The sequence below is a fragment of the Streptomyces sp. NPDC002867 genome, from assembly GCF_053591895.1.
Genome location: NZ_JBSFUR010000002.1, coordinates 250,982 through 275,954, shown reverse-complemented (window position 1 = coordinate 275,954; position 24,973 = coordinate 250,982). Strand labels below are relative to the sequence as shown.

Below are 24,973 nucleotides of genomic sequence, written 5' to 3'. Positions count from 1 at the left end.
AAGCATGGCTCGACAGGCGGTACGCGCCAGGGGCGGTCCTCCGCCACCCCACCAACCGGGTCTGTCCCCGCAGTTACGGCCGCCCGGGCCGGTGCCGGTCCGGCGCGAGCTCGGTCAGCGTGTCCGTCAGCCACTTCGTCCAGAACGTCTCCAGCTCGATGCCCGCCCGCAGGACGACATGACGCAGCCGGTCCTCCTGGGTGATCCGGCGCTCCGGCGGGAAGTCGCGCGCCTCGATCTCCTCGTAGGCGGCCAACTGGGCCCGGTGCAGCTCCCGGTGGCGGACGAGTTCCTCCTCCAGGCCCGCGCCGCCGACCACCGCCGCCGCGCGCAGGCGCAGCAGCAGGGGGTCTCGTACGGTCTTCGGGTCCTCGGGGCGGGCCGTCCAGGCGGCCAGTTCCTCGCGGCCCGCGGGCAGGACCTCGTACTCCTTCTTCTGGCCGCGGGTCGGCTGCGCCGAGGGCAGTGCCCTGATGTGGCCGGCCTGCTCCAGTTTTCCCAGCTCGCGATAGATCTGCTGGTGGGTCGCCGACCAGAAGTAGCCGATCGACCGGTCGAACCGGCGCGTCAGCTCCAGGCCCGACGAGGGCTTTTCGAGCAGGGCCGTGAGGATCGCGTGGGGCAGGGACATGGCCGCATCGTAGGACGCGCCCCGCCCGGGGAATGCCGCGCGCCCGGCCCCGGGCCGGGCGCGCTCCGCGGGGCGTCAGCCCGCCCAGACCTCGGCCTCGTCGGCCGGGACGGTGGTGGCCAGGCCCAGTTCCTTGCGGGCGGCGACCGTCTTGTTCGGGTCGAGACCGGTGAAGGCAGGGTCGTAGGAGAGGTAGAACGCGTCGGAGTCGGCGGCGTTCGCGGCCTTGCTCCAGTGGCCGGCGGTCTTCTCCAGCTGCGCGCGGAGCTTGCCGGTCTCCGCGCCCTCGATGCCCTGAAGGCCCTTGACGTGCGCGTCGAGGGCGGCGGCGACGGCCTTGGCCTGCGCCTTGTAGCCGGCGAGGTCGTCCTCGACGCTCTCCGCCTCGGGCTGGTTGTTCCACAGCGCGTCGTAGACGGCGTTCGCACCCTTGAGGTACGCGGCCTGCTCGGACCCTGCGGTGCCCGCGGTCTTCAGCGAGCCGGTCAAGGTGCCCTTCTCCTTGGTGTAGGAGCAGCTCACGGCGCGGTCGCCGGTCGACCAGCTCTCCTGCGTGGGCGTGTAGTAGAAGATCTCGACGCCCTTGGGGAGCGCCCAGGTGTCCGGGGCGAACTTCGCCGCCACGGCCGGGCACCGCTCGTCGGCGATCGCCCAGATCGCCTCGTTGCCGGGGAACGCCTTCTCGTCGTCGAGCGTGAACTCGCCGACGACCTGCCCCTGGTGCGGCTCGCCGCAGGGCACCATCTCGATGGTGACCGCCTCGCCCTCGACCGCCTTGCTGTTCGGGTTGTAGCAGTCCCCGGGGTTGAGCTGGAACACCGACCGCTGGCGCGCCACCTTCTCGGCGCCCTCCTTGGCGCTCTCGACGACGTCCGAGCACCCCACGGCGCCGGCCGCGAGCAGGGCGACGACGGCGGATATGCCGCGCAGGGAACGGGAGGGGGTGCGGACTGCCATGACGCGTACATCCTCTTACGGAAGTCTTATGAATGTCGTGCGCATCGTATGCCACCCCTGTGACCGGGCTGTGGGCACGAGTGCGGGCGGCCCGGGAGGCGTCCGCGAACGTCTCGCCTCCCGGTCGCCGCACCGAGGTCATGACTCCCCGTCGGCCCCTCGCCGAGGCCGACGGGGACCCGTTGTCACAGGGCGGCGGCGAGCCGGGTGCCCTGGTCGATGGCGCGCTTCGCGTCCAGCTCGGCCGCCACGTCCGCGCCGCCGATGAGGTGGACCGTACGGCCGGCGGCGGTCAGCTCGTCGTACAGCGAACGCTGGGGCTCCTGTCCGGTGCACAGCACCACCGTGTCGACCGGCAGCACGGAGGATGCGCCGTCGACCGTGATGTGCAGGCCCTCGTCGTCGATCCGCTCGTACGTCACGCCGGCCGTCATCGTCACCCCGCGGTGCTTGAGCTCGGTGCGGTGGATCCAGCCGGTCGTCTTGCCGAGTCCGGCGCCGACCTTGCTCGTCTTGCGCTGGAGCAGGTGCACCGTGCGCGGCGGCGCGGGGCGCTTCGGCGCGGTGAGGCCACCGGGCCCGGCGTACGCGGTGTCGACGCCCCACTGGCGGAAGTACGTCTCCGCGTCCAGGCTCGCGCCCTCGCCGCCGTCGGTGAGGTACTCGGCCACGTCGAAGCCGATGCCGCCCGCGCCGACGACCGCGACGCGCTCGCCGACCGGCGCGCCGTCGCGCAGCACATCGAGGTAGCTGACGACGCTCGGGTGGTCGATGCCCGCGATCTCGGGGACGCGCGGGGTCACTCCGGTGGCGACCACGACCTCGTCGTAGTCGTCGGCCGACAGGTCGGCGGCGGCGACACGGGCGCCGAGGCGCACCTCGACACCGCGCTCGGCCAGCTGGGTGCGGAAGTAGCGCAGGGTCTCGTCGAACTCCTGCTTGCCCGGGACGCGCTTGGCGATGTTCAGCTGGCCGCCGATCTCGTCGGCCGCGTCGAACAGGGTGACGGCGTGGCCGCGTTCGGCGGCGGAGACGGCGCAGGCCAGTCCGGCGGGTCCGGCCCCGACGACGGCGACGCGCTTCTTCAGCCGGGTGGGGGCGAGGACGAGTTCGGTCTCGTGGCACGCGCGCGGATTCACCAGGCAGGAGGTGATCTTCAGGCTGAACGTGTGGTCGAGGCAGGCCTGATTGCAGCCGATGCAGGTGTTGATGGTCTCGGGCCGGCCGGCCTGCGCCTTGGCCACGAACGCGGGGTCGGCGAGGAACGGCCGTGCCATCGAGACCATGTCCGCGCGCCCGTCGGCGAGCAACTGCTCGGCCACCTCGGGGGTGTTGATGCGGTTGCTGGTCACCAGCGGGACGGACACCGCGCCCATCAGCTTCTTGGTGACCCAGGTGTAGGCGCCGCGCGGCACCGAGGTCGCGATGGTGGGGATACGGGCCTCGTGCCAGCCGATGCCGGTGTTGATGATCGTGACACCGGCGGCCTCCACGGCCTTGGCGAGCGTGATCACCTCGTCGAGCGAGGAGCCGCCGGGCACCAGGTCGAGCATGGAGAGCCGGTAGATCAGGATGAAGTCGGCGCCGACGGCCTCGCGGGTGCGGCGGATGATCTCCAGGGGCAGCCGGACGCGGTTCTCGTACGAGCCGCCCCAGCGGTCGGTGCGGTGGTTGGTGGCGCTCGCGATGAACTCGTTGATGAAGTAGCCCTCGGAGCCCATGATCTCGACGCCGTCGTACCCGGCGGACCTGGCGAGGACGGCCGCGCGGACGAAGTCCTCGATCGTCTCCTCGATCTCCGCGTCGGTGAGTTCGTGCGGGACGAACGGGCTGATCGGGGCCTGGATCGCGCTCGGGGCGACGAGGTCCTGGTGGTAGGCGTACCGGCCGAAGTGCAGGATCTGCATGGCGATCCGGCCGCCCTCGGCGTGCACGGCGTCGGTGACGACCCGGTGCCGGGCGGCCTCGTCCTCGGTGGTGAGCTTGGCACCGCCCTCGTAGGGGCGGCCGCGGTCGTTCGGCGCGATGCCGCCGGTGACGATCAGGCCGACGCCGCCGCGGGCGCGCTCGGCGTAGAAGGCGGCCATGCGCTCGAAGCCGTTCTCGGCCTCTTCGAGGCCGACGTGCATGGAGCCCATCAGTACCCGGTTGGGCAGCGTCGTGAACCCGAGGTCGAGCGGGCTCAGCAGATGCGGGTACGGGGTCGGCCGTGCAGTGCTCGTACTCATCGGGGCGCCTCCTCGCGCGGGCTGGTCGGTTCAAGTTCTAGCCGCCCTCCGGAGTCTTTTGCAACAAAGTGCAAAATGAACTCGGTCACGCTCGGCCGAACGCGATCATCCCCGCGGTCGAAAAAGTGCTTTCATCAGCCATACGGGTGATCTGGGGCATACGACCGCGTTCCGGCCTCTACCGTGTCCGCCGTGGCGGGTTGGCAGCAGGTGAGCGCACTCGGGATCGTCGCGGTTCTCGGCACGCAGGGGGTCGGCATCGGCACCTCCGCGTCCGAGGACCCCAGCGGATCGGAGCGGGCCGGGGTATCGGCGTCCGCGCCCGAACGGCAGGCGCAAGCGGATCGGCCGCCACCGGCCCTCTCGGTGTCCGTGTCCCTTCCGGGACCGGTGGGGATCGGCCTCGGCGTGACGATCGACGTCGGGGTCTGCCTCCCGCCATCGACCGCCCCTCCCGTGCCACCGCCCCCGCAGCCCCCTGCTCACGAGCCGCCCGAGCCGCCCTCCGCACCGGAACCGCCGGCCCCCGAACCGCCCGTGCCCGCACCCCCGTCCGCACCCCCGCCTGCGCCTGCGCCTGAGCCGTCGTCGCCACCCCCTGCCCAACCGGCCCCGCCGCCCGACGACCCGCCGCCCGCGGCCGAACCGCCCGCCTCCGCCCCGCCGCGGGCTCCGGCGGCCGCCATCCGCACCTACCGGCCCGCCTCCCGGGGCCCCGAGGCCGACGGCACCCCCCTCACCGTGCTGATGCTGGTGACCACGACCCCGGCCGTGCTCGCCGCGGCCATGCTGCGCCCCCGTTCCGGTTCCGGCGCACGGCGCGGCCGCGCCTGAGTTCGCTTCCGCCCCACGCCCTCACCACACCCCCCGGGAGATCCCCATGTCCGAATGGCTGGTCCTCGCCACCGTGACGGCGGCCGCATGCGCCGTCGTCCTCGTCGTCACGCTCCTCGGCCGGCGCGGGACGCGGGACGCCGCGGACGGCATGGAGGAGGCCGGGACGCAGCAGACGCCCGACGTCCTCGAGTACATGGTGATGATGGTCGGCGTCGTGTACGCGATCGTGCTCGGCCTCGCCATCGCCGGGGTCTGGGAGGCCCGCGGGGCGGCCCAGGACGCCGTGCGCGCCGAGGCCCAGGCGCTGCACGAGGTCACCCAGCGCGCCCAGGTGTACCCGGCCGACTTCCGGGAGCGGCTGCGGACGAACGTCGACGCCTACGTCTCGGAGGTGGTGCGGGAGGAGTGGCCGCGGATGATCGACGAGGAGGAGCTGTCGCCGCGCGGGACGGAGCTGCTGGCCACCGTGCGCACCGGGGTCGCGGAGCGCGAGCCGGCGAACGAGCTGGAGGCGCAGGCGTACCAGCCGATGCTCGACCAGGTGGCCGCCGCAGAGGACGCGCGCAACGCCCGGGCCTCGGGCGCCGAGGAGACGCTGCCGGGCATCGTCTGGTTCGGCCTGATCAGCGGGGCCGTCGTCACCGTCGGGCTGATCTTCACGATGCAGATCGGCCGCTCGTTCCGTGAACTGCTGCTGGCGGGGGTCTTCAGCGCGCTGATCGCGTTCCTGCTGTTCCTGGTGTGGGACTTCGACGCGCCGTTCGGGCGGTCCGGCACCGAATCGGCGGACGCCTTCCGCCAGCTCTTCCCGGGCGCGGCCGGCACCGGCTGACCCGGCAGGCGTCGCGCCGCGGGCCCGGCGGCGTGGCCACTTCTGCGCGTGCTCGCCGACGTAGAAGAGGAGCCACACGAAACCCGCGAAGAGGTGGGTCGCGAACACGTACACGAAGACGCGCAGCGCCACGCCGCGCTCCTTCCACTCCTCGCTCTCGTGCCCGCCCACGGCAGCCTCCGGTCCTCGGGTCCGGTCCCGGGCGGGGCCACGGGACAGGCTACGGGGGTGGGGCGGCCGGGGCGGAATACGGACCGGAGGGCCTTGGTTGAGGGGCTATAGTTAAACATTCAACCACCAGCCCGAGAGGTGAGCCCCCATGCAGTTCGGCATCTTCACGGTCGGGGACGTCACGACCGACCCGACCACCGGCCGTACGCCGAGCGAGCACGAGCGGATCAAGGCCACGATCGCCATCGCCGAGAAGGCGGAGGAGGTCGGCCTGGACGTCTTCGCGACAGGAGAGCACCACAACCCGCCCTTCGTGCCGTCGTCCCCCACCACCCTCCTCGGGCACCTCGCGGCCAGGACCGACCGGCTGGTCCTGTCCACCTCGACCACGCTGATCACCACCAACGACCCGGTGAAGATCGCCGAGGACTACGCCTACCTCCAGCACATCGCCGACGGGCGCGTCGACCTCATGATGGGCCGCGGCAACACCGGCCCGGTCTATCCGTGGTTCGGGCAGGACATCCGCCAGGGCATCCCGCTCGCCCTCGAGAACTACGCGCTCCTCCACAGGCTGTGGAGGGAGGACGTGGTCGACTGGGAGGGGAAGTTCCGCACGCCGCTGCAGGGCTTCACCGCGACCCCGCGCCCGCTGGACGGCGTGCCGCCGTTCGTCTGGCACGGCTCGATCCGCTCCCCCGAGATCGCCGAGCAGGCCGCGTACTACGGCGACGGCTTCTTCCACAACAACATCTTCTGGCCCATGTCCCACACCAGGAAGATGGTCGCGCTCTACCGCGAGCGCTACGCGCACTACGGGCACGGCACGCCCGAGCAGGCGATCGTCGGGCTCGGCGGCCAGGTGTTCATGCGCCGCAACTCGCAGGAGGCTGTCAGGGAGTTCCGCCCCTACTTCGACAACGCGCCGGTCTACGGCCACGGCCCGTCGCTGGAGGACTTCACCGAGCAGACGCCGCTGACCGTCGGCTCCCCGCAGCAGGTCATCGAGCGCACGCTCGGCTTCCGCGACGCGGTCGGCGACTACCAGCGCCAGCTGTTCCTGATGGACCACGCCGGGCTTCCGCTGAAGACGGTGCTGGAGCAGCTCGACATCCTCGGCGAGGAAGTCGTGCCGGTGCTGCGCAAGGAGTTCGCCCGCCTGCGGCCGGCCGGAGTGCCCGAGACCGCGCCGCTGCACCCCGCCGTCGCCGCCCGCGACGCCCAGGAAACGGACGCCCGCAGCGCGGACGTCCGGGACACGAAGGAGTCGTCATGACGCACACTGCCGAGCCGCTGAACCTCGTCGTCGTCTCCGCCGGGCTGAGCGTGCCGTCGTCCACGCGGCTGCTCGCCGACCGGCTCACCGAGTCCGTACGCCGCGAACTCGCGGGCAGCGGACGTCCGGTGGAGGTCCGCGTGGTGGAGCTGCGCGACCTGGCCGTGCCGATCGCCAACAACTTCGTGACGGGCTTCCCCGCGCCCGCGCTCGAGGAGGCGATCGAGGCGGTGACGGGGGCCGACGCCCTGATAGCCGTCACGCCGGTGTTCACGGCCTCGTACAGCGGGCTGTTCAAGTCCTTCTTCGACCTGATCGAGCCCGACGCCCTCGGCGGCAAGCCCGTCCTGATCGCGGCGACCGGAGGGACGGCCCGGCACTCGCTGGTGCTGGAGCACGCCCTGCGTCCGCTGTTCGCCTACCTGCGGACCGTGGTCGCGCCGACGGCGGTGTACGCGGCGTCGGAGGACTGGGGCGGCACGGGCGACGCGCTCACCGCCACGCTGCCGGACCGCATCGCGCGGGCCGGGCGCGAGCTGGCCCGCATGCTGGCTCCGGCGGCCGGCGTCCCGGCCCAGGGCGCGCCGGAGGAGGCGGTCACCGCCGACCTGTTTGCATAGTTCTGGGCTCCTTCGGTGGTTATCCGTAGGCTTGAACCGAGTTCGGGCTCATGAACCACGGAGGTGGCGGAATGGCGAAGGCGGGCAGGATCGTCGTAGGGGTGGACGGCTCCGAGCCGTCCGTCCGGGCACTGCGCTGGGCGGTGCGACAGGCCGGGCTCACGGGTGAGCCCCTGGAAGCCGTCATCAGCTGGGAGTACCCGGCGGCGGGCTGGGCGGCCATGGTGCCCGCCCTGCCCGCCGACTTCGACCCGGAGGCGATGGCGGGCAGGATCCTCGACGACACGCTGGAGCAGACCATCGGCGCCGAGGCCGCGGCCGCGATCACGCGGAAGGTTCTCATCGGCAACCCGGCGCAGGCCCTGATGGAGCGCGCCGAAGGGGCGACACTGCTGGTCGTGGGGGACCGCGGGTACAGCGGGTTCAAGGCGGCGCTGCTCGGCTCCGTCGGGCTCCATCTCACCCAGCACGCCCCCTGCCCGGTCGTGGTGGTGCGGGGCGAGGCGGACACGCCCTGACGGGAGCTCCCGGTGCACGGGCCCACCTGACGGGCTTCCCGGTCGGGCGGGCCCGGCGGGGGCTCGCCCTTCCGCGGGCGTTTCCCGGTTCGGCGGGCGTTGTCGGTGACGCCGCCTATGGTTTCGGCATGAGCCCTGCACTGATCGGGCGTGACCACCCCGCGGGCGTCCTCCGGACCGAGATCGGCCGGGCGACGGACAGCCACGGGGGCCTGGTGCTGGTCACCGGCGAGGCCGGCATCGGCAAGACGACCCTCGTCACCGCCGCGGCCGACGAGGCCCGGCGGCGCGGCGCCCTCGTGCTCGGCGGCTCCTGCTGGGACTCGGACAGCGCACCGGGCTACTGGCCCTGGGTCCAGGTCGTCCGCGGGCTGCGGCGGGGAGCCGGTGCGGACGCCTGGGCACAGGCCGAGAAGGCGGCGGGCGGGCTGCTCGCGGTCCTGCTCGGGGAGACGCCGGGCGACGCGGAGGCCGGCGGCGAGAGCTTCCCGATGTACGACGCGGTGACGACGGCGCTGGTCACCGTCTCGCAGCAGCGCCCCGTGGTCGTCGTCCTGGACGATCTGCACTGGGCCGACCCGGCGTCCCTGCGCCTGCTGGAATTCGCCGCCCAGCACACCTGGTTCGAGCGGCTGCTGCTCATCGGCACGTACCGGGACGCGGAGGTCGAGGCGGCCGACCATCCGCTCCAGGAGCTGATCCTGCCGCTGGCCGCCCGGGCCGCCGCCACGGTCACGCTCACCGGCCTGGAGCGCGACGAGGTCGGCGCGCTCATCGAGCTGACGGCCGGTGTCGAGGCCGGGCCCGGCCTCGTCGACGAGGTCCACCGGCGCACCGGCGGCAATCCGTTCTTCGTCGAGCAGACCGCCCGGATCTGGCACAGCGGCCAGCCCGTCACCACCGTCGCCCCCGGTGTGCGCGAGGCGGTCCGGCGGCGGCTCGCGCTGCTGCCCGGGCCGGTCGGCGCGCTGCTCGTCACCGCGGCCGTGCTGGGGCGGGAGTTCCACCGGCAGATGCTCGCGGCGGCAGCGGCGGCGCCCGTGCCGCAGGTGGACCGGCTGCTGGAGCGGGCCGTCGCCGCGCGGCTGGTGGCCCCGCGGACGGGCGGCCGGTTCGCCTTCGCCCACGACCTCGTGCGGGAGACGTTGTACGAGGCGCTGGACGAGCCCGACGCGCGCGCCCGGCACGCGGCCGTCGTACGGGCCGTCGCGGCCGCGCCCGACCTGAGCGAGAAGGTCCTCCCCGCGGACCTCGCACGGCACGCCCATCTCGCGGGCGACGAGCTGGAGCGCGAGCGCCGTGTCGAGCTGCTGATGGCGGCAGCCCGCGACGCGTCCGGACGGCTCGCCGGCGAGGAGGCCGTCGGCCACTACCGCCGCGCGCTCCAGGCCGCCGGGCCCGATGCGCGCCGGGCCGCGCTCGTCTGCCTCGACCTCGGCACGGAGCTGCGCCACAGCGGCGACGAGATCGACGCGTGGCGCCACTTCGACCGGGCCGCCGACCTGGCGGAGGAGCTCGGCGCCCCCGAGCTGCTGGCACGCGTCGCGATCACCCTCCACAACCAGAGCGACGTGCAGGGCGGCAGACAGCGGGAGCGGACCGGGCGACTCCTGCGCGACGCCTACCGCGCGCTGGTCGACCGGGGCGGCGAGGAGCTCGCGGGCCTGTCGCACGAGCGGATCGCGCAGGACCTGGCCGTGCGCTGCACCGCTCTGGCGCGCAGCGAGGGCGACGACGACGCGCTGTCGTTCTCGCTGTGGGCGCGGCACGACGCGATCTGGGGGCTCGGCACCTCCGCCGAGCGGCTGGACCTGACGGACGAGATGGCCGAAGTCGCCCGCCGCACGGACAACGCCGAGATGGAGCTGCACGCCACCGCGATGCGCTGGGTCTCGCTGCTGGAGCTGGGCGACCCGGGATATCTCGCGCAGCTGCACACCTTCGTCGGCCTGGCCGAGCGGACCGGTCTGCGCCGCTTCGAGCTGGGCGTCGCCGTCGACCGCTCGTTGATCGCCGCCCTCGCGGGCCGCTTCGACGAGGCCAGGCAGCTCCTGGACCAGGTGATCGGCACCCGGCGCGAGCACCCTGCCTTCGCCTTCATGACGTCCCACATGGACTGGGGCCTCAAGCTGCTGACGGGTCGTCTGGAGGAGGCGGCCGAGGCCGTGGCGGGTCTCGAGGAGGTGGGGCACCCGTATCCGCAGCTGCTGGAGGGGATCACGGCCGTCGAGCGGGGCGACGCCCCTCTCGCGCGACGGCTGCTGGACGGGATCGAGGAGCGTGCCGAGTCACTGCCGAGGGCGTTCGCGCCGCTGCTGATGCGGCTGCGGGCGCAGACGGCGGCGGCCTCGGGCGACGAGGACGCCATCGAGCGGGCCCGCGCGGCACTGGAGCCGTACGCCGGGCAGTGGGTGGTCTCGCTGTACGGGTGCGACATCAGCGGCCCGGTCGACCAGTGGCGGGGGCTGCTGGACGCGGCCCAGGGCCGGACGGCGGACGCGGTCCGGGCGCTGACGGCGGCGTACGCGTCGGCGGACCGGCTGCGGGCGCGGCCCTGGTCGGTGCGGGCCCGTGCGGCACTGGCCGATGTGCTGGAGGCGTCGGAAGGGGAGGCGGCCGCACGGTCGTTGAGGGCGGACGTGGAGCGGGAGGCGCGGGAGCTGGGGCTGACGCATCTCCTGCGCGAGCCGCAGGGCCGGGCCGCGTCCCCGTCCGAGCGGGCCGCGCCCCGGCCGGCCGCCGGGGCCGGGCCCGCGTCCGCGGGGGAGTTCCGGCGGGACGGGGCCGTGTGGGCGCTGTCGTTCGCGGGGCGTGCCGTGCACGTGCCCGACGCCAAGGGGCTGCGGGACCTGCACACCCTGCTCTCCCGCCCCGGGGACGACCTGTCCGCCGTGGTGCTGCTCGCCCCCGAGGGCGGCGAGGCCGTGGTCGCCGCGCGCGCCCTCGGCGGGGACCCGGTGCTCGACGACGAGGCGAAGAACCGCTACCGGCAGCGCCTCGCGCGCCTCGACGAGGAGATCGACCGGGCGGCGGCCCGTGGCGACGAGCGCCGCGCCGAGGAGTACGGGCGCGAACGCACCGTGCTTCTCCTGGAGTTGCGCGCCGCCGCCGGGCTCGGCGGCCGGACCCGGCGCCTGGGCGACGAGGCCGAACGCGCCCGCAAGACCGTCACGGCCCGCATCCGCGACACCCTGCGCCGCCTCGACGGCCTCCACCCCGAACTGTCCGCGCACCTGAGGGAATCGGTCTCCACGGGTGCCTCGTGCGCCTACCGCCCGCCACGGCCGGTCACCTGGCGCCTGTGACGGCGGGGCGCCGCGCACGGGCGCACGGGCTGTGCGGCCCCGGGGACCGGCCCGACGCCGTGCGCCCCCGTGTCAGTTCCTGACCACGTCCGCCACCACCACCGCGATGTTGTCCGCGCCGCCCCCGTCGTGGGCCAGCCCGATCAGGACGTCGACGGCCGCCTCCGGGTCGGCGGCCGACGCGAGGCAGTCCCGTACGGCAGCCTGCGGCACCGTCGTGGACAGGCCGTCCGAGCAGAGCAGGAAGCGGTCGCCCGCCTTCGCCTCGTGCAGCCGCAGGTCCGGCCGGGCCGGACCGTCGCCGGCGTCCAGCGCGCGCAGCAGCATCGCCCGCTGCGGGTGCGCCGCCGCCTCCGCCTCGTCGAGGTCGCCCTCGTCGATCATCGACTGCACCACCGTGTGGTCGTGCGTGAGGCGGTGGAGCACCCCGTCGCGCAGCAGGTACGCGCGGCTGTCGCCGATGTGCGCCAGGGCAAGTTGCGAGCCGGTCCACAGCAGCGCGGTCAGCGTGGTGCCGGACTCGGGAAAGGCCCGCACCGCCGTGCCGGCGCGGTGCACCGCGTCCTCCAGGGTGTTGAGCAGATCGCCCGCCCGCGAGGACGCCTGTGCGGCGGTCTCCAGCGGCTGCAGTGCGCCGATCGCCGCCGCGCTCGCCGCGGCCCCCGCGCCGCCGAAGCCGTCCGCGACGGCGAGCAGCCGGGTCCCGGCGTACACGGCGTCCTGGTCGGTCTCCCTGACGAGGCCGCGGTCCGTGCGGGCCGCGCAGCGCATCCCCAGGGGCATCGTGATCCGGTCCGTCATGTCGGTGTCCTTCCCTGACAGCTGGTCCACGAGGAGGTCCGCCAGGCTCCGGCGCGCCGAGGTCTCCGACTCGACCTGCATCCAGTACGCCCGGATCTCACGGGCCGCGGCGTCCGTGTCCGTCTCCGCCAGGTCGCAGACCCGGCCGACACCGGCGAGCGGCATCCCGATCCGCCGCAGCCACGCCACGAGCCGGGCCCGCTCCACCTGGGCGTCGTCGTAGTACCGGTAGCCGGTGAACGGGTCGACGCGTGCGGGCGGCAGCAGGCCCAGCTCGTCGTAGCGCCGCAGCGCCTTCGCGGACAGCCGCGACGCGCGGGCGAACGCGCCTATGGTCAGCAACCCCATGCCTGCCCGGCCTTCCTCCTCGTGCCGGGCGGGGATGCCCGGCGGACCCGATGCTGGAGTCTCCCCCGCGAGGAAGGTCAAGGCCGGGCGGCAAGGCCCTACTTGCGGTTGTAGAGCCGCATCGTCACCGAGCCGAACACGATCACGAGCACCGCGGACCAGCCCAGGGACCAGCCGATGTCCGCGGCCGGCCAGTTGCCCGCCATCAGTTCGCGTACGGCGGTGGCCACATGGGTGACCGGGCTGTTGTTGACGAATGCCTGGAGCCAGCCCGGCATGGTCTTCGGATCGACGAACACGTTGCTCAGGAACGTCATCGGGAAGATGACCATCATGCTGACGCCCATCACCGACTTCTCGGTGCGCAGCAGCAGTCCGAACATCGTCCAGATCCAGGAGAACGAGAACGAGAAGACCATCAGCAGCGCGACGCCGAGCGCGATGCCGACCGGTCCGCCGTCCGGACGGTAGCCGATGACCAGGCCGACGGCGAGCATGACCACGGAGGCGATCAGATAGCGCACGACGTCGCCGAGGAGGTAGCCGACCATCGGGGCGGGCCGCCAGATCGGCAGCGTACGGAAGCGGTCGAAGACGCCCTTGGAGATGTCGTTGTTGACCGCGACACCCGTGTACATCGTGATCATCACGACGCTCATGGTGAGGATGCCGGGCAACAGGAACTGGATGTACGCCGAGACCGAGCCGGCGATCGCGCCTCCGAAGAGGTACGTGTACATCAGCACCATCATGATCGGGAACGCCGTCACGTCGAACAGCTGCTCCGGCACATGCTTGATCTTGAGCATCGCGCGCCAGCCGAACGTCAGCGACGCCGACCAGGCGCTCGGACGCGGCGGCCGCTCCCCGGCGACCAGCAGGGCGGCCAGGTCCTCCGCCCTCGGCGCCCGGAGTTCGATGTCGCCGAGGTCCTTGGTGGTGGTCGCGGTGCTCATGCCGCCTCCCCCTTCTTGTCGGTCAGGGCGAGGAAGACCTCGTCCAGGCTGGGCTGCCCCAGCGCGAAGTTGTCCACGGTGATGCCGTTCCTTGCCAGCTCGGCCAGGGCGTGCGCGGCCTGCTCGGCCGCGCCCCGGTCGCTGCCGCTGCCGTCGACCCGGGCGGTGAGGGCGACCGGGTCCGGGTCCAGCACGACCTCGGCGCCGAGTGCGGCGGCCAGCACCCGCTCGGCCTCGGGCCGCTGCCCGGCCTCACGCAGCCGCAGATGGACGGCCCCGGATCCGACGGACGCCTTCAGCTCGCCCTTCGTGCCCTCGGCGATCACCCTGCCGTGGTCGATCACGGCGATGCGGGACGCGAGCTGGTCCGCCTCGTCCAGGTACTGCGTCGTCAGCAGCACGGTCGTGCCCTGGCCGACGACGGCGCGCACGATGTCCCAGACCTGGTTGCGGCTGCGCGGGTCGAGCCCGGTGGTGGGCTCGTCGAGGAACAGCAGGTCCGGTGTGTTGAGGATGGAGGCGGCGATGTCGATACGGCGCCGCATGCCTCCCGAGTAGTTCTTCACCTGCTTGTCGGACGCCTCCCGCAGGCCGAAGGCCTCCAGCAGCTGCGCCGCGCGCTCGCGTGCGGCGGGCTTGGAGTGACCGAGCAGACGGGCGAGCAGCACCAGGTTCTCGGTGCCGGTGAGGTCCTCGTCGACGGAGGCGTACTGACCGGTGAGGCTGACCCGGCTGCGGACCGCGTCCGCTTCCCGCTGCACGTCCTTGCCGAAGACGCGGGCCTCGCCGCCGTCCGGCCTGAGCAGGGTGGCCAGCATGCGGACGGTGGTCGTCTTGCCCGCGCCGTTGGGGCCGAGGACTCCGTAGACCGTGCCGGTCGGCACCCGGAGGTCGACGCCGTCGACGGCGCGGTTCTCACCGAAGACCTTCACCAGGCCGGTGGTCTCGATTGCCAGATCTGTACTCATCGTCAGTCCTTCGGTTCCTTTTCGTCCGTGGAGACAGGACTCGGGCGGGGGCGCGAATTCATCGGCGGTCCGGTTCATCGGCGGTCCGGGCGGCGCCGTCATGAGGCGTAGGGACGCAGGGCGCGGGCCTCGCGCAGCGCGAGGCCCCACCACCGCAGCTGGTCGAGCATCGGCGTCACGGCTGCGGCGCGGTCCTCAGGCGACTCGGCGAGCAGGTCGACGCCGACCCCGTTGCGCAGGGTCACCGTGTGCAGCTCGGTGAACACCGACCGCAGCTGCTCGACGGCGTAGAGGCCGCGTGAGCCGTGGCCGTAGCTGACGAAGGCGACCGGTTTGGTGTGCCACTCGTCGTAGGCGCAGTCGATGGCCTGCTTGAGGGATGCGGGGAAGGAGCGGTTGTACTCCGGGGTCACGACGACGAAGGCGTCGGCCCGGCCGACCTGAGCGGCGAAGTCGCGCATGGGCGCGGTGGCGCGGCCCGGGTAGCGGGCCGGGAAGTCGAAGCCGGCCAGGTCGACGACCGCCGGCTCCAGGTCGTCCCGCTGCGCGGCGTACTGCGCGAACCAGTGCCCCAGCTCGTCGCCGACGCGCCCCTCGCGTGTGCTGCCGATGATCACTGCGACGCGCAGCGGCGGCATGTCCTCGTCCCGCACGGTGCGCCTCCCTCCACCTGTCCGCGGCCCTCACCCAGGAGGCGCGAGACGGCAACGCGCGGCCGCCGGATCGGATCCGGCGACCGCGCGAGGCAGGGTCCGGCCCGGCGGGCCGGGGGCTCAGCTCTGGGGCGGGGACACGTGCTGGGCTTCACCACCGGCGACCTCACCGCGAGCAGCGGGCCGGACCCGTACGAACGGGTCCGGTGACGCGCTCATCCACAGGTCCGGTGACCCTCACTCATGCGTGTAGGCGTAGTAGAACGTCACGAGCCCGACACCCGCGCCGACAGCGACACCGATGCCCGCCGACCTGAGCACGCTGCCGTCGGCCAGGCTGGTCAGGAACCCGATGGTCGCCGCGGTCAGCGCCCCGTAGGCCAGGGCGCGCATCTCGCGCGGCAGGGAGTGCCGGATACGGCGGAGCCCGAACGCGAGCGCGCCGAACACCACCGCGCAGACCACGCCGAGGACCCACTGGCCGCCGGTGGCGACACCGTCGTTCTGGAAGCGCAGGATGGACGCGGCCCAGACGCCGACGGTCACGGCGAGCAGGGCGGGCAGTACCAGACCGAGCGGGTGGTGCTCTCGTGCGGGCGTCCGGCGCCGACGCCGGTGCCGCGGCGTCGCTGCTTGTGTGGCCATGGCGCAGAACTCCTTCCCTCCGCCCCCCGTCCCCTCTCAGGGCACACCCGCGCGCGCCCGGCGGCAAGTCAGGCCGCCGCACCCGTACCACCGCCGAGGCAGCGGCAACGGATCCGGTGCCACCGGCGTCCTCAGGGCAGACGGACTGCACGCGCACACGACGACTCACGGCTCGGAGGCCTGCGTGGACCAGGAGACCAGGGACGGCAGGTACCCGGCGGCCGGGCCGTACGACGCCGGGCGCGCGCCCGCTGCCGGGCGGCGACGCGGCACGTGGCCCGCCGGGCTGCTGCTCGTCGTGCCGACCGCCGTCGTCGTGTGCCGCGCCGCGGACACCGACGCCGTCACGCCCGTGCCGCAGCTGCTCGCCTTCCTGCCGTGGATGCTGGCCCCGGCCGCGGTCGCGCTGCTGGTGGCGCTGTTCGCCCGCCGCCGCCTGCTCGCGGCGTGGGCCGTGGCGGTGCTGGCTCTGACCGGCTGGTTCGTCAGGCCGTACGACACCGGGCTGACCGACGACCCGCCCGGGCCGGCCGTCGCCCGCGTCGAGGTCCTCACGGCGAACCTCGAGTTCGGCGGGGCCACCGACGCGCTGATCGCGGCGATCGCCCGCGAGCGTCCGGGCCTCGTCTTCGTCCAGGAATGCCCGGCCGTGTGCTCCGAAGCGCTCGCGTCCGAGGCCCTCCGCGCCGACTACCCGTACCGCCGTGTCGTCGAGGCCGGCGGCGCGGCGGGCTCGGCGATCCTCAGCCGGTATCCGCTGGCCCCCGCCACCGGTGTCCGCTCCGTGCTCGGCATGCCGGCCGCCGGCGCCCGCATCGCGGACCGGCCGGTGAACCTCCAGCTCGCCCACCCTTTGCCGCCCGTCCCCGGCGTCGTGACCGACTGGCGCGGGGAGCTGGCCCGGCTGCGCGACCGTGCCGCCGCGGCCGCGGACCGCCCGTCCATCGTCGCGGGCGACTTCAACGCCACCCAGGACCACGCAGCCTTCCGGGACCTCCTGGAGGCGGGCGGCCTGCGCGACAGCGCCCGGCTCGCGGGCGCGTCCCGCACCCCCTCCTGGCCGGCCGCCCTGCCGCGCCCGCTCGGCGCGCAGATCGACCACGTGCTGGTCAGCGAGGACTTCTCGGTGCGCTCCGCCCGCTTCCTCGACCTGGGGGCCACCGACCACCGGGCGCTCCTCGTCTCGCTGGAACTGCACGACGTGCGCTGATCTGGCGGTGGGGTCAGAGTGGGGACGTGGTGCGAGGCCACGCGGGCGGGCGGTCGGGAGGCGAGACGGATGACGAGCGGCCTCGGCGCGACGGTCACCGTGGACGCCACCGCCGACCGGACGCGGGCGGTGCGCACGGCCTGCCCGGACGGCGTCGACGCCGTCGCCGGCCTCGTCCCGCACGAACCGGGCTCCTTCGCCGGGTACGCGGCGCTCGCCCGGCCCGGCGGCCTCGCCCTGTCGGCCCGGAGCGGGGGCGGTCGCGCTGCCCGGCGTGGTGGGAGAGCGTCGGCTTCCGGCTGCACTGCACGCCTCGTCGACGCTGCTCGACGCCCTCGCCGCGGGGGCGGTTCGCTGCAGACGCCGGAGGCCGCGTTCCCGCTGCGGAAGGCGCCCGACGCGCTCGCCCGGAGCCGTGCTGGGAGGAGCCCGCGGCAAGACGGTCTTCGTCCTCCGACCAGGGAGCTGTCATGAAAGACGAGCAGATCATCGACGACATCGGCGCACTCGTCGAGGAGGAGCGCGCTTTGCGCGACCACTCGATCCGCCAGGGCGGACTCGACCCGGACCGGCAGGCCAGGCTCAAGGAGGTGGAGATCCGCCTCGACCAGTGCTGGGACCTGTTGCGCAGGCGGCGGGCGAAGTCGGAGTTCGGCGGCGACCCCGACACGGCACAGGTGCAGCCCGCCGACGAGGTCGAGAACTACGAGAGCTGACGCGTCCGCTTCGGACGCCGTACTTGCGCGGGGCGAGCCTTTCGGGGTCTGTTGACACCATGGCGGATCTCCAGGGCGGGTCGGCAGCGGCGGGCGGGCGCGCGGGGCGGCTCTCCCCGCCCGAATGGCTGATCCGCGGCCTGCGTCCGCAGGACGCGCCCGTTCCGTGGGCCGCCGTCGCCCGCGCGGCCGTCGCCCTCTCCGCGCCGCTGGCCGCCGGGCTCGCGTCCGGACAGCCCGCGTACGGGGCGCTGGCGTCGATGGGCGCGCTGTCCGGCGTCATCGGCGACACCGCCGACGCCTACCGGATGCGCCTCCTGAACATCGCCGTCCCGCAGCTCTTCGGCGCGGTCGGCGTCACGCTCGGCACGCTCGTGTACGGGCAGGGCTGGGCCGCGGTCGGCGCGCTCACGCTCGTGGCGCTCGTCTCGGGCATGATCTCGACGATCGGCGCGGTCGCCTCGGTGTCCGGCCTGCTGCTCCTGCTGAACGCCGTTGTGGGCGCCGGTCTGCCGATGCCGGGACCGTGGTGGACGCCGCCGCTGCTGCTCAGCCTCGGCGGCCTCCTCGTGCTCGTGCTGACCCTGCTGGGCTGGCCGCTGCGCGGCCGCGCGCCGGAAGTGGCCGCGGTCGCCGCGACCTACCGCAGCGTCGCCGAGCTGCTCGCCGCGGCGGGCACGGGCGACTACGACGCCCGGCGCCAGGACGTCACGCAGTCCCTCAACACCTCCTACGACCTGGTCCTCGCCCGGCGCGCCCACGACCACGGACGGCGCGGGCCGCTGGTGCGGCTGCTCGCCCAGCTGAACGTGGTCATCCCCCTCGTCGAGGCCGCCGCGGCGGCGCACCGCTACGGCCGTGCCTCCCGCCGGCCCGAGATCGCGGCCGCCGTACGGGACTTGGCGGTCGCGGTGGAGAGCGGTCGCCGCACGGCCCCCGAGCTGGTGCTGCCCGAGCCGGAGGGCCCGGCGGACCGCGCCGTCGACCGCGCCCTGCGCCACGCGTCGGCGGTCGTCCACCGGCCGGACGCCGACGCCGCGCTGTCCCACGACCGGCTCGGCAGGCCGGCGGCGCTCGGCGTCCGCGTCCGGCGGGCGGCGCGCAGCGTGCTGACGTCCGAGCCGTCCTGGCGGTACGGGCTCCGTCTCGCGCTGTGCATCGGCATCGCCCAGGTGTTCGTCTCCCTGGTGCCGGTGACCCGGTCGTACTGGGTCGCGCTCACCGTCACGTTCGTCCTCAAGCCCGACTTCGGCTCGGTGTTCTCGCGCGCGGTGCTGCGTGCGCTGGGCACGGCCGCGGGCCTGCTCGTCGCGGCCGCGGTCCTGGCGGCCGTGCCGCGCGGCTGGGCGGACGTGCCGGTGATGATGGTGCTCGCCGCGCTGATCCCGGCGTTCTCGGCGAAGGGGTACGCCTTCCAGACCGCGGCGATCACCCCGGTGATCCTCATGCTGTCGGACGTCCTCAACCACCAGGGGTTCCACCTCGTGCTGCCCCGGCTCGTGGACAGCCTCATCGGCTGCGCGATCGCGCTGGTGGCGGGATACCTGCTGTGGCCGGAGAGCTGGCACACCCGGATCGGCGACCGGCTGGCGAAGGCCGTGGAGGACGCGGCGGACTACGTGGCGTGCGCCTTCGGCCCGGTGGGCGCGGCGGGCGGCACCGACCAGGGCGAACGGGTGCGGCGGCGCAGGCGGCTGTACCGGGACCTGTCGTCCGTGCGGTCCGAGTTCCAGCGGGCGTTGACCGAGCCGCCGCCGACCGGCGCACGGGCCGCCGCCTGGTGGCCGCTCGTCGTGGCCGTCGAGCGGATCGTGGACGCCACGACGGCGGCCCGGGTCCGCGTCGACCACGGGGCCGAGCCGCCGCGCGACACGGAGATCACCGGCATCGAGGAGCAGCTGCGCGAACTCGCCGAGGGGCTGCGCTCCAGCGAGGAGCTGGTGGAGGTGCGTGCCGACCTGCCGGGCGACGAGAAGGGCGTCCTGGAGCCGCTGCGTCAGGAAGTCAGGGCCGCGCGGGCGATCGCCTCGCCCGCGCCCCGCTCATGACCCCGGCCGGAGCCCCTGCAGGCGCTCCAGCTCACGGCGGTCCCGCTTGGTCGGGCGGCCGGCGCCTCGGTCCCGTACCGCCGCCGGAGCGGTGAACTCCTTCGGCGGGGGCGGCGGGCTGTTGTCGACGTAGCACGTCGTGGCGACCGGCGGTCCGACCCGCTTCCGCACGATCTTCGAGACGACCACCAGCCGCTCCCGCCCCGCGTGGAACACCCGCACCTGGTCGCCGACGCGCACGGACTGCGCGGGCTTGACCCGCTCGCCGTTGACGCGCACGTGGCCCGCCCGGCACGCCGCCGCGGCCTGCGAGCGGGTCTTGGTGAGCCGAACCGACCAGACCCAGGCGTCGACCCGTACGGTCCCCTCGTCCGATACCTCTGCAGCCATGTCACCGACTGTACGGCTCCGGGGACCCGGGGAGCATGCGTACGGGCGGGACGGCACCCCGCCCCCTCACCACAGCGCACACATCCGACTACGATGCGCACGATCTCCCCTTGACGGAGGCGTCTCCTCCGAACGCGGGTGTTCGCTTCTGACGTGCCCGCACCTCCCGCGCGGCACAAGGGCATTCGGAGACTTCCATGCGCAGCAGCTCCGGCAGAGGGCTTCGGCCAGGGGTCCTGGGGACGTGGGACACCGTCGTCATGGCGGTCGCGGGCAGCGCCCCGGCCTACTCGATCGCGGCGACCACCGCCGTCCTCGTCGCCACCGTGGGTCTCGCGGGACCGGCGGCCCTGCTGTACTGCGCGATTCCCATGCTCGGCATCGTCCTGGCCTTCGGCCGGCTCGGCCGCCTCGACGTCAACGCCGGGGCGGGGTACTCGTGGGTGGGCCGCACCCTGCACCCCTTCCTCGGCTTCCTGTCGGGATGGGCTCTGGTCGTCTCCGCGACCCTTTTCATGGTGGCCGGTTCCCTGCCCGCCGGTGCGATGACGCTCGCCCTCGTCGATCCGGATCTCGCCGGCGACAGGGCGCCGGCCACGGCCGTCGGCGCCGCCTGGTTCGTCGCGATGCTGCTGGTCGTGCTCGGCGGCGCGCGGCTGACCGTGCGCGCCCAACTCGTCCTGTCCGGCGTCGAACTGGCCGTCCTGGCGCTGTTCGTCGCCGTCGCACTCGTCCGCGGCGGCAGCCGTGTCGCCTTCGACTGGTCCTGGTTCGGCTTCGCGCACTTCGACGGACCCTCCGGATTCGCCTCGGGCGCGCTGGTCGCCACGTTCTACTTCTGGGGCTGGGACGTGACCAGCAACCTGAGCGAGGAGACCCGCGACAGCCGGCGCACCGCGGGGCTCGCCGCCCTCATCGGCGTCGGCGTCGTCTTCCTCGTCTTCGAGGCGTTCACCGTGACCGTCAACATGTTCCTGACGGCCGAGGAGATCCGGGCGTCCGGCTCCCACGTGCTCGGTGCGCTCGGTGAGGCGGTCTGGCCCGGAGTGGGCGGCAGGCTCCTCGTGCTGGCCGTGCTGCTGTCCACCGTCGCCACCCTGGAGACGACGCTCATCCAGGTGACCCGCTCGCTGTTCGCGATGGGCCGGGACCGCACGATGCCCGCGGTGCTGGGGCGGGTGCACCGCCGGTGGCACACCCCGTGGGGCGCGGTCGCCGCCGTCGGCGCCGTCGCGCTCACGATGTTCGCGGCGTCGGTCGCGCTCGGCTCGGTCGGTGACGTGCTCGCCGCCGGGGTCTCCGCGCTAGGGCTGCAGATCGCGTTCTACTACGGTCTCGCGGGCATCGCCGCCGTCGTCGCGTACCGCAGGATGCTGCTCCGCTCCGTGCGCGACTTCGTCCTCGGCGGCGCCTGGCCGCTGTTCGGGGCGCTGTTCATGCTGTGGATCTTCATCGAGTCGCTGGGCGAGCTGAGCGGGGCGTCGGTCGCGATCGGTCTCGGCGGGCTCGCCGCCGGTCTCGTGCCGATGATCCACTACTGGCGCAAGGGCAGTTCCTACTACCGGCCCGCTCCCCTCGACGCCACGCGCCCGGTCGACACGGACGACGACTACGGCGACCGGCGGTCCGGCCGCCGTCCCGACTACACCGGGAAGGCGCTGGCCACCGACTACTGACCGCCGCGCACGTCGTCCGATCCCCGCGCCGGACCGGCAGGCGTCCCCCGTAGAGCCTGTAGATCCCCGCAGCCGCCGTGGATCCCTCCGAGGATCGTCGGATCGCCAGAACGTACCTGAACCGCCGAGGGAAGTGCCGCCCATGGCCGCTCGCCGCCGCTTCGTCCCCGACTTCGATCCCGCGTACGGGGACCGGGCGCTGTCCGACGCCCTCGACGACATCGTCATCGGGCGCTGGCAGGGCGTACGCGACCTGCTGCGCGACACCGGCGACGACTGGGGGCTGCGCACGCACCGGATCCGGCTGCTCGCCCACGCCGCGGCCGGCTCGTCCGCCACGGGGATCTGGCGGGCCGCCGAGCCGGCCAGCCCCGACGCGGCGGTCCTCGCGGCGGCGACCGAGGTCGTGCGGGTCTTCCACCGGGCCATCGCCGCGGGACGCGGCGGCGGGGTCGACCGCGACCGGCTGGACCTCGCCGTGCGGGCCTGCCTCGACGCCGCCGACCTGCACCCCGCCGACCCCATGCCGTGGGTGTCGCTGCTGACGGTGGCGCGGCTGTACGAGGACGGGGTGCCCCGCAGGGAACTGCGGCGCTGGTGGGACGAGATGCGCGGGCGCGACCCGTACAACGTCGAGGGTCACGTGCAGCTGCTGCGCTACCACTCGGCGCGCTGGCACGGCACGCACGGCAGGATGTACGACTTCGCGCGGGACGCGGCGGGGGCGTCGCCTCCCGGGTCGCCGCTGCCGGTGCTGGTGCAGATCGCGCGGGCGGAGGAGTACCGCCATGTCTTCGACACGGCCCAGGGGCGGGTGGTGCGCGGTCTCGACCAGCACTGGAAGCACGAGCTGGCGGTCGTGGAGATACGGCGGACGTGGGACCGGTGGATCCTGTGGCGCGCGGACGGACCGGTCGCGCCGCAGGAGATCGGGGAGCTCAACTACCTGACGCACGCCGCCTGTCACGCGGGGCTGAAGCAGGAGGCCCGCGGCCTCTTCCAGCTGCTGGGGACGCGGGCCGCGCATCTCCCGTGGACGTACACGGGAGACGCGGCCGAGCAGTTCACGAGGTGGCGCACACAGGTCGGCGTCACCTCGTGAACCGACTCCGGGATCAGGCGCCGATGTTGCCGCCGTCCATGCGGTAGACCGCGACGACCGACGGGCGCACGAGCGTGCCCGGACCGTCGGGCCAGGAGCTTGCGGGCTTCTCGACGGAGGCGCCGTCGACCTCGCCCGGGTGCTGGACCGCGACCAGCACGCGGCGGTCCTGGATGATCGGACCGCAGGTCTCCGCGCCGGTCGGCACGGTCAGGAACTGCTTGAGCTCACCGCGGCGCTCACCGTGGGTCGCGACACCGAACAGGCCGTCGTGGGAGCCGAGCGCGTTGCCGTCCGTGGAGAGCCACAGGTTGCCGTACGGGTCGAAGGCGACGTTGTCCGGGCAGGAGATGGGGCTGACCTTTTCCTTGGGGAAGCCGGCGAAGTAGGTGGCCGGGTCGTTCGGGTCGCCCGCGACCAGGAAGAGGCGCCATGCGAAGCCGTCGCTCGCCGGGTCGTCCCAGTGCTCGGCCAGCTCCAGGACCTGGCCGTGCTTGTTGTTGTTGCGCGGGTTGGCCTCGTCCGCACCCGCCTTGCCGGCGGCGCCGCGGTCCTTGTTGTTGGTGAGCGCGACGTAGACCCGGCCGGTGCGGGGGCTCGGCTCGACATCCTCGGGGCGGTCCATCTTGGTGGCGCCGACCTTGTCACCGGCGAGGCGCGTGAAGACGTACACCTCCTCGGCGGTCATGCCGGGGACGTGCGAGACGTCGTTGGTGGCGAGCGGGATCCACACGCCGCTGCCGTCGAACTCGCCGTCGTTCGGGAGCTTGCCGGTGCCGTCGACCTCGGCGGCCGGGCTGTCGCCCGTCAGCTTGGCGACGTAGAGGGTGCCCTCGTCGAGGAGCGTGAGGTTGTGCTCGCGGGCGCGCCGGGAGCTGCCCTTCATCATGCGCTTGCTGGAGACGAACTTGTAGAAGTAGTCGAACCGCTCGTCGTCGCCCATGTAGACGACCGGACGGCCGTCGTCGGTGAGACGCGGCTGCGCGGCCTCGTGCTTGAAGCGGCCGAGGGCGGTGCGCTTGCGGGGCGTCGACTCCGGGTCGTACGGGTCCAGTTCGACGACCCAGCCGTGGCGGTGCGACTCGTTGGGCTCCTGCTTGGCGTCGAAGCGCTTGTCGAAACGCTCCCACTTGCGCTCGGTGGCGCCGGTGCCGATCCCGTACCGCTTGTCGGTCGCACTCGACCCGTTGGCGAAGTACTGGTTGAAGTTCTCCTCGCCGTGGAGCGTGGTGCCCCACGGAGTGGTGCCGCCGGCGCAGTTGTTGAGCGTGCCCAGCACCTTGGTGCCGGACGGGTCGGCGGACGTACGCAGCAGGGCGGAGCCCGCGGCCGGACCGGTGAGCTCGAACTCGCTCGTGGCGGTGAGGCGGCGGTTGAGCGGGTGGCGGGTGACCGGGGTCAGCTTGCCGCTGCGGTGCTCCTCCTGGACCACGACGACGGACAGACCGTGCGCGGCCCAGGCGATCTCCACCTGGTCGCGGGTCGGGTTCTCGGGGTCGTAGCCCTTGAACATCAGGACTTCGTCCGTGTACTCGTGGTTCGCGACGAGGACCTGGCGGCCGTACTCGCCCTTGAGGGGGAGCAGGGAGAGGAAGTCGTTGTTGTAACCGAACTGACCGGCCTGGGCCTTGGCGGTCTGCTTGTCCGGGTCGAAGGCCGGCGCGCCGCGCAGGATGGGCTCGCCCCAGCGGATGACGACGCTCTGCTCGTAGCCGGCGGGGACGGTGACCTTGTCGTCCTTGTTGGGGGCGACGGGGGCGAAGCGCAGACCGCGGGCGCCGTCGGCCGTGCCCGGCTTCTGCTGGCCGGTTCCCGCCGCCGCGGCGGGGGTGGCGCCCTGCACGACGGCCGCACCGCCGGCGGCAGCGGCGACGGTGACGACGGCGGCGGCACGCATCATCGAACGGCGCGACAGCGCGCTCGCTATGACGTCACCTGCGTACTCGTTGTCGCTGGTGTTGGGGACCTCGTGGAAGCAGGCGTCGCCGCAGCGGTAGCGGCAGGTCAGCGCGGAACGTCCTCCCGCGTGCGGGGCGGTGTTCAACAGCGGCAGCAGTTTGCGCACGTCATCCTCCTCCGGCGCAT

General features: G+C 73.5%; 21 protein-coding genes and 1 pseudogene. 11 read left to right on the top strand and 11 right to left on the bottom strand.

Going from position 1 to position 24,973, the window contains the following annotated elements; genetic code table 11:
• Positions 1-73: 73 nt before the first annotated feature.
• The 3 genes from ACWD0A_RS02810 to ACWD0A_RS02800 form a co-directional block, all read right to left on the bottom strand.
• Entirely contained in the window at positions 74-631 is a 558-nt protein-coding gene (locus ACWD0A_RS02810) for a PadR family transcriptional regulator (protein ID WP_451293929.1), read from the bottom strand.
• Between the two features lie 75 nt (positions 632-706).
• Positions 707-1,588 (bottom strand): septum formation family protein, encoded by an 882-nt coding sequence (locus ACWD0A_RS02805; protein WP_451293927.1) that lies wholly within the window; start codon positions 1,586-1,588, stop codon positions 707-709.
• A 185-nt stretch (positions 1,589-1,773) separates the two neighbouring features.
• Positions 1,774-3,816, bottom strand: a complete 2,043-nt coding sequence (locus tag ACWD0A_RS02800) for an FAD-dependent oxidoreductase (RefSeq protein WP_451293925.1) — start codon at positions 3,814-3,816, stop codon at positions 1,774-1,776.
• Between the two features lie 192 nt (positions 3,817-4,008).
• Between ACWD0A_RS02800 and ACWD0A_RS02795 the strand changes: the two genes are divergently transcribed.
• Both ACWD0A_RS02795 and ACWD0A_RS02790 read left to right on the top strand, forming a co-directional pair.
• Positions 4,009-4,650: a hypothetical protein gene (locus tag ACWD0A_RS02795; RefSeq protein WP_451293923.1), complete on the top strand. Its 642-nt coding sequence runs from the start codon at positions 4,009-4,011 to the stop codon at positions 4,648-4,650.
• A gap of 46 nt (positions 4,651-4,696) precedes the next feature.
• Positions 4,697-5,485: a bestrophin-like domain gene (locus ACWD0A_RS02790; RefSeq protein ID WP_451293921.1), complete on the top strand. Its 789-nt coding sequence runs from the start codon at positions 4,697-4,699 to the stop codon at positions 5,483-5,485.
• Between the two features lie 39 nt (positions 5,486-5,524).
• Here the strand turns inward: ACWD0A_RS02790 and ACWD0A_RS02785 are convergent.
• A pseudogene (locus ACWD0A_RS02785) lies at positions 5,525-5,656 on the bottom strand (DUF6126 family protein); the annotation flags it as partial.
• A 148-nt stretch (positions 5,657-5,804) separates the two neighbouring features.
• On the opposite strand from ACWD0A_RS02785, the gene ACWD0A_RS02780 reads away from it, so the two are divergent.
• The 4 genes from ACWD0A_RS02780 (at position 5,805) to ACWD0A_RS02765 (ending at position 11,375) form a co-directional block, all read left to right on the top strand.
• Entirely contained in the window at positions 5,805-6,932 is a 1,128-nt protein-coding gene (locus ACWD0A_RS02780) for an LLM class flavin-dependent oxidoreductase (RefSeq protein WP_451293919.1), read from the top strand.
• Entirely contained in the window at positions 6,929-7,552 is a 624-nt protein-coding gene (locus ACWD0A_RS02775; protein WP_451293917.1) for an FMN reductase, read from the top strand. The genes ACWD0A_RS02780 and ACWD0A_RS02775 overlap by 4 nt, the downstream gene beginning before the upstream one ends.
• A 71-nt stretch (positions 7,553-7,623) precedes the next feature.
• A complete protein-coding gene (locus tag ACWD0A_RS02770) occupies positions 7,624-8,070 on the top strand; it encodes a universal stress protein (protein ID WP_451293915.1) in 447 nt (148 codons plus the stop codon).
• A 128-nt stretch (positions 8,071-8,198) separates the two neighbouring features.
• Positions 8,199-11,375, top strand: a complete 3,177-nt coding sequence (locus ACWD0A_RS02765) for an ATP-binding protein (protein ID WP_451293913.1) — start codon at positions 8,199-8,201, stop codon at positions 11,373-11,375.
• Between the two features lie 72 nt (positions 11,376-11,447).
• Here the strand turns inward: ACWD0A_RS02765 and ACWD0A_RS02760 are convergent, their stop codons facing one another.
• The 5 genes from ACWD0A_RS02760 to ACWD0A_RS02740 all read right to left on the bottom strand — a co-directional run bounded on the left by ACWD0A_RS02760 (position 11,448) and on the right by ACWD0A_RS02740 (position 15,746).
• Positions 11,448-12,524 carry a MerR family transcriptional regulator gene (locus ACWD0A_RS02760; RefSeq protein ID WP_451293911.1) on the bottom strand — a complete coding sequence of 359 codons (1,077 nt, stop codon included), beginning with the start codon at positions 12,522-12,524 and terminating at the stop codon, positions 11,448-11,450.
• A gap of 98 nt (positions 12,525-12,622) precedes the next feature.
• Positions 12,623-13,480: an ABC transporter permease gene (locus ACWD0A_RS02755; protein WP_451293909.1), complete on the bottom strand. Its 858-nt coding sequence runs from the start codon at positions 13,478-13,480 to the stop codon at positions 12,623-12,625.
• Entirely contained in the window at positions 13,477-14,448 is a 972-nt protein-coding gene (locus ACWD0A_RS02750) for an ATP-binding cassette domain-containing protein (RefSeq protein ID WP_451293907.1), read from the bottom strand. Before ACWD0A_RS02750 ends, ACWD0A_RS02755 begins: the two co-directional genes overlap by 4 nt.
• Positions 14,449-14,546: 98 nt before the next feature.
• Positions 14,547-15,086, bottom strand: a complete 540-nt coding sequence (locus ACWD0A_RS02745; RefSeq protein WP_451294049.1) for an NADPH-dependent FMN reductase — start codon at positions 15,084-15,086, stop codon at positions 14,547-14,549.
• Between the two features lie 252 nt (positions 15,087-15,338).
• Positions 15,339-15,746: a hypothetical protein gene (locus ACWD0A_RS02740; protein ID WP_451293905.1), complete on the bottom strand. Its 408-nt coding sequence runs from the start codon at positions 15,744-15,746 to the stop codon at positions 15,339-15,341.
• 184 nt (positions 15,747-15,930) lie between these two features.
• Here ACWD0A_RS02740 and ACWD0A_RS02735 point away from each other — a divergent pair, with 184 nt between their 5' ends.
• The 3 genes from ACWD0A_RS02735 to ACWD0A_RS02725 all read left to right on the top strand — a co-directional run bounded on the left by ACWD0A_RS02735 (position 15,931) and on the right by ACWD0A_RS02725 (position 19,720).
• Positions 15,931-16,956 (top strand): endonuclease/exonuclease/phosphatase family protein, encoded by a 1,026-nt coding sequence (locus tag ACWD0A_RS02735; RefSeq protein WP_451293903.1) that lies wholly within the window; start codon positions 15,931-15,933, stop codon positions 16,954-16,956.
• Between the two features lie 470 nt (positions 16,957-17,426).
• Positions 17,427-17,672 carry a DUF2630 family protein gene (locus tag ACWD0A_RS02730; RefSeq protein WP_307717780.1) on the top strand — a complete coding sequence of 82 codons (246 nt, stop codon included), beginning with the start codon at positions 17,427-17,429 and terminating at the stop codon, positions 17,670-17,672.
• Positions 17,673-17,731: 59 nt separating this feature from the next.
• Positions 17,732-19,720, top strand: a complete 1,989-nt coding sequence (locus tag ACWD0A_RS02725) for an FUSC family protein (protein ID WP_451293901.1) — start codon at positions 17,732-17,734, stop codon at positions 19,718-19,720.
• Here the strand turns inward: ACWD0A_RS02725 and ACWD0A_RS02720 are convergent.
• A complete protein-coding gene (locus ACWD0A_RS02720) occupies positions 19,715-20,110 on the bottom strand; it encodes an RNA-binding S4 domain-containing protein (protein ID WP_177149399.1) in 396 nt (131 codons plus the stop codon). The two genes, ACWD0A_RS02725 and ACWD0A_RS02720, sit on opposite strands and share 6 nt — an antisense overlap.
• A 197-nt stretch (positions 20,111-20,307) precedes the next feature.
• On the opposite strand from ACWD0A_RS02720, the gene ACWD0A_RS02715 reads away from it, so the two are divergent.
• Together ACWD0A_RS02715 and ACWD0A_RS02710 are read left to right on the top strand one after the other, a co-directional pair.
• The gene (locus tag ACWD0A_RS02715) at positions 20,308-21,786 is read left to right on the top strand and encodes an APC family permease (protein WP_451293899.1); all 1,479 of its coding nucleotides are present in this window, start codon (positions 20,308-20,310) and stop codon (positions 21,784-21,786) included.
• Between the two features lie 142 nt (positions 21,787-21,928).
• Positions 21,929-22,888 (top strand): hypothetical protein, encoded by a 960-nt coding sequence (locus tag ACWD0A_RS02710; RefSeq protein WP_451293897.1) that lies wholly within the window; start codon positions 21,929-21,931, stop codon positions 22,886-22,888.
• A gap of 13 nt (positions 22,889-22,901) precedes the next feature.
• Here ACWD0A_RS02710 and ACWD0A_RS02705 read toward each other — a convergent pair whose 3' ends face one another.
• The gene (locus ACWD0A_RS02705) at positions 22,902-24,953 is read right to left on the bottom strand and encodes a PhoX family protein (RefSeq protein WP_451293895.1); all 2,052 of its coding nucleotides are present in this window, start codon (positions 24,951-24,953) and stop codon (positions 22,902-22,904) included.
• Between the last annotated feature and the right edge of the window lie 20 nt (positions 24,954-24,973).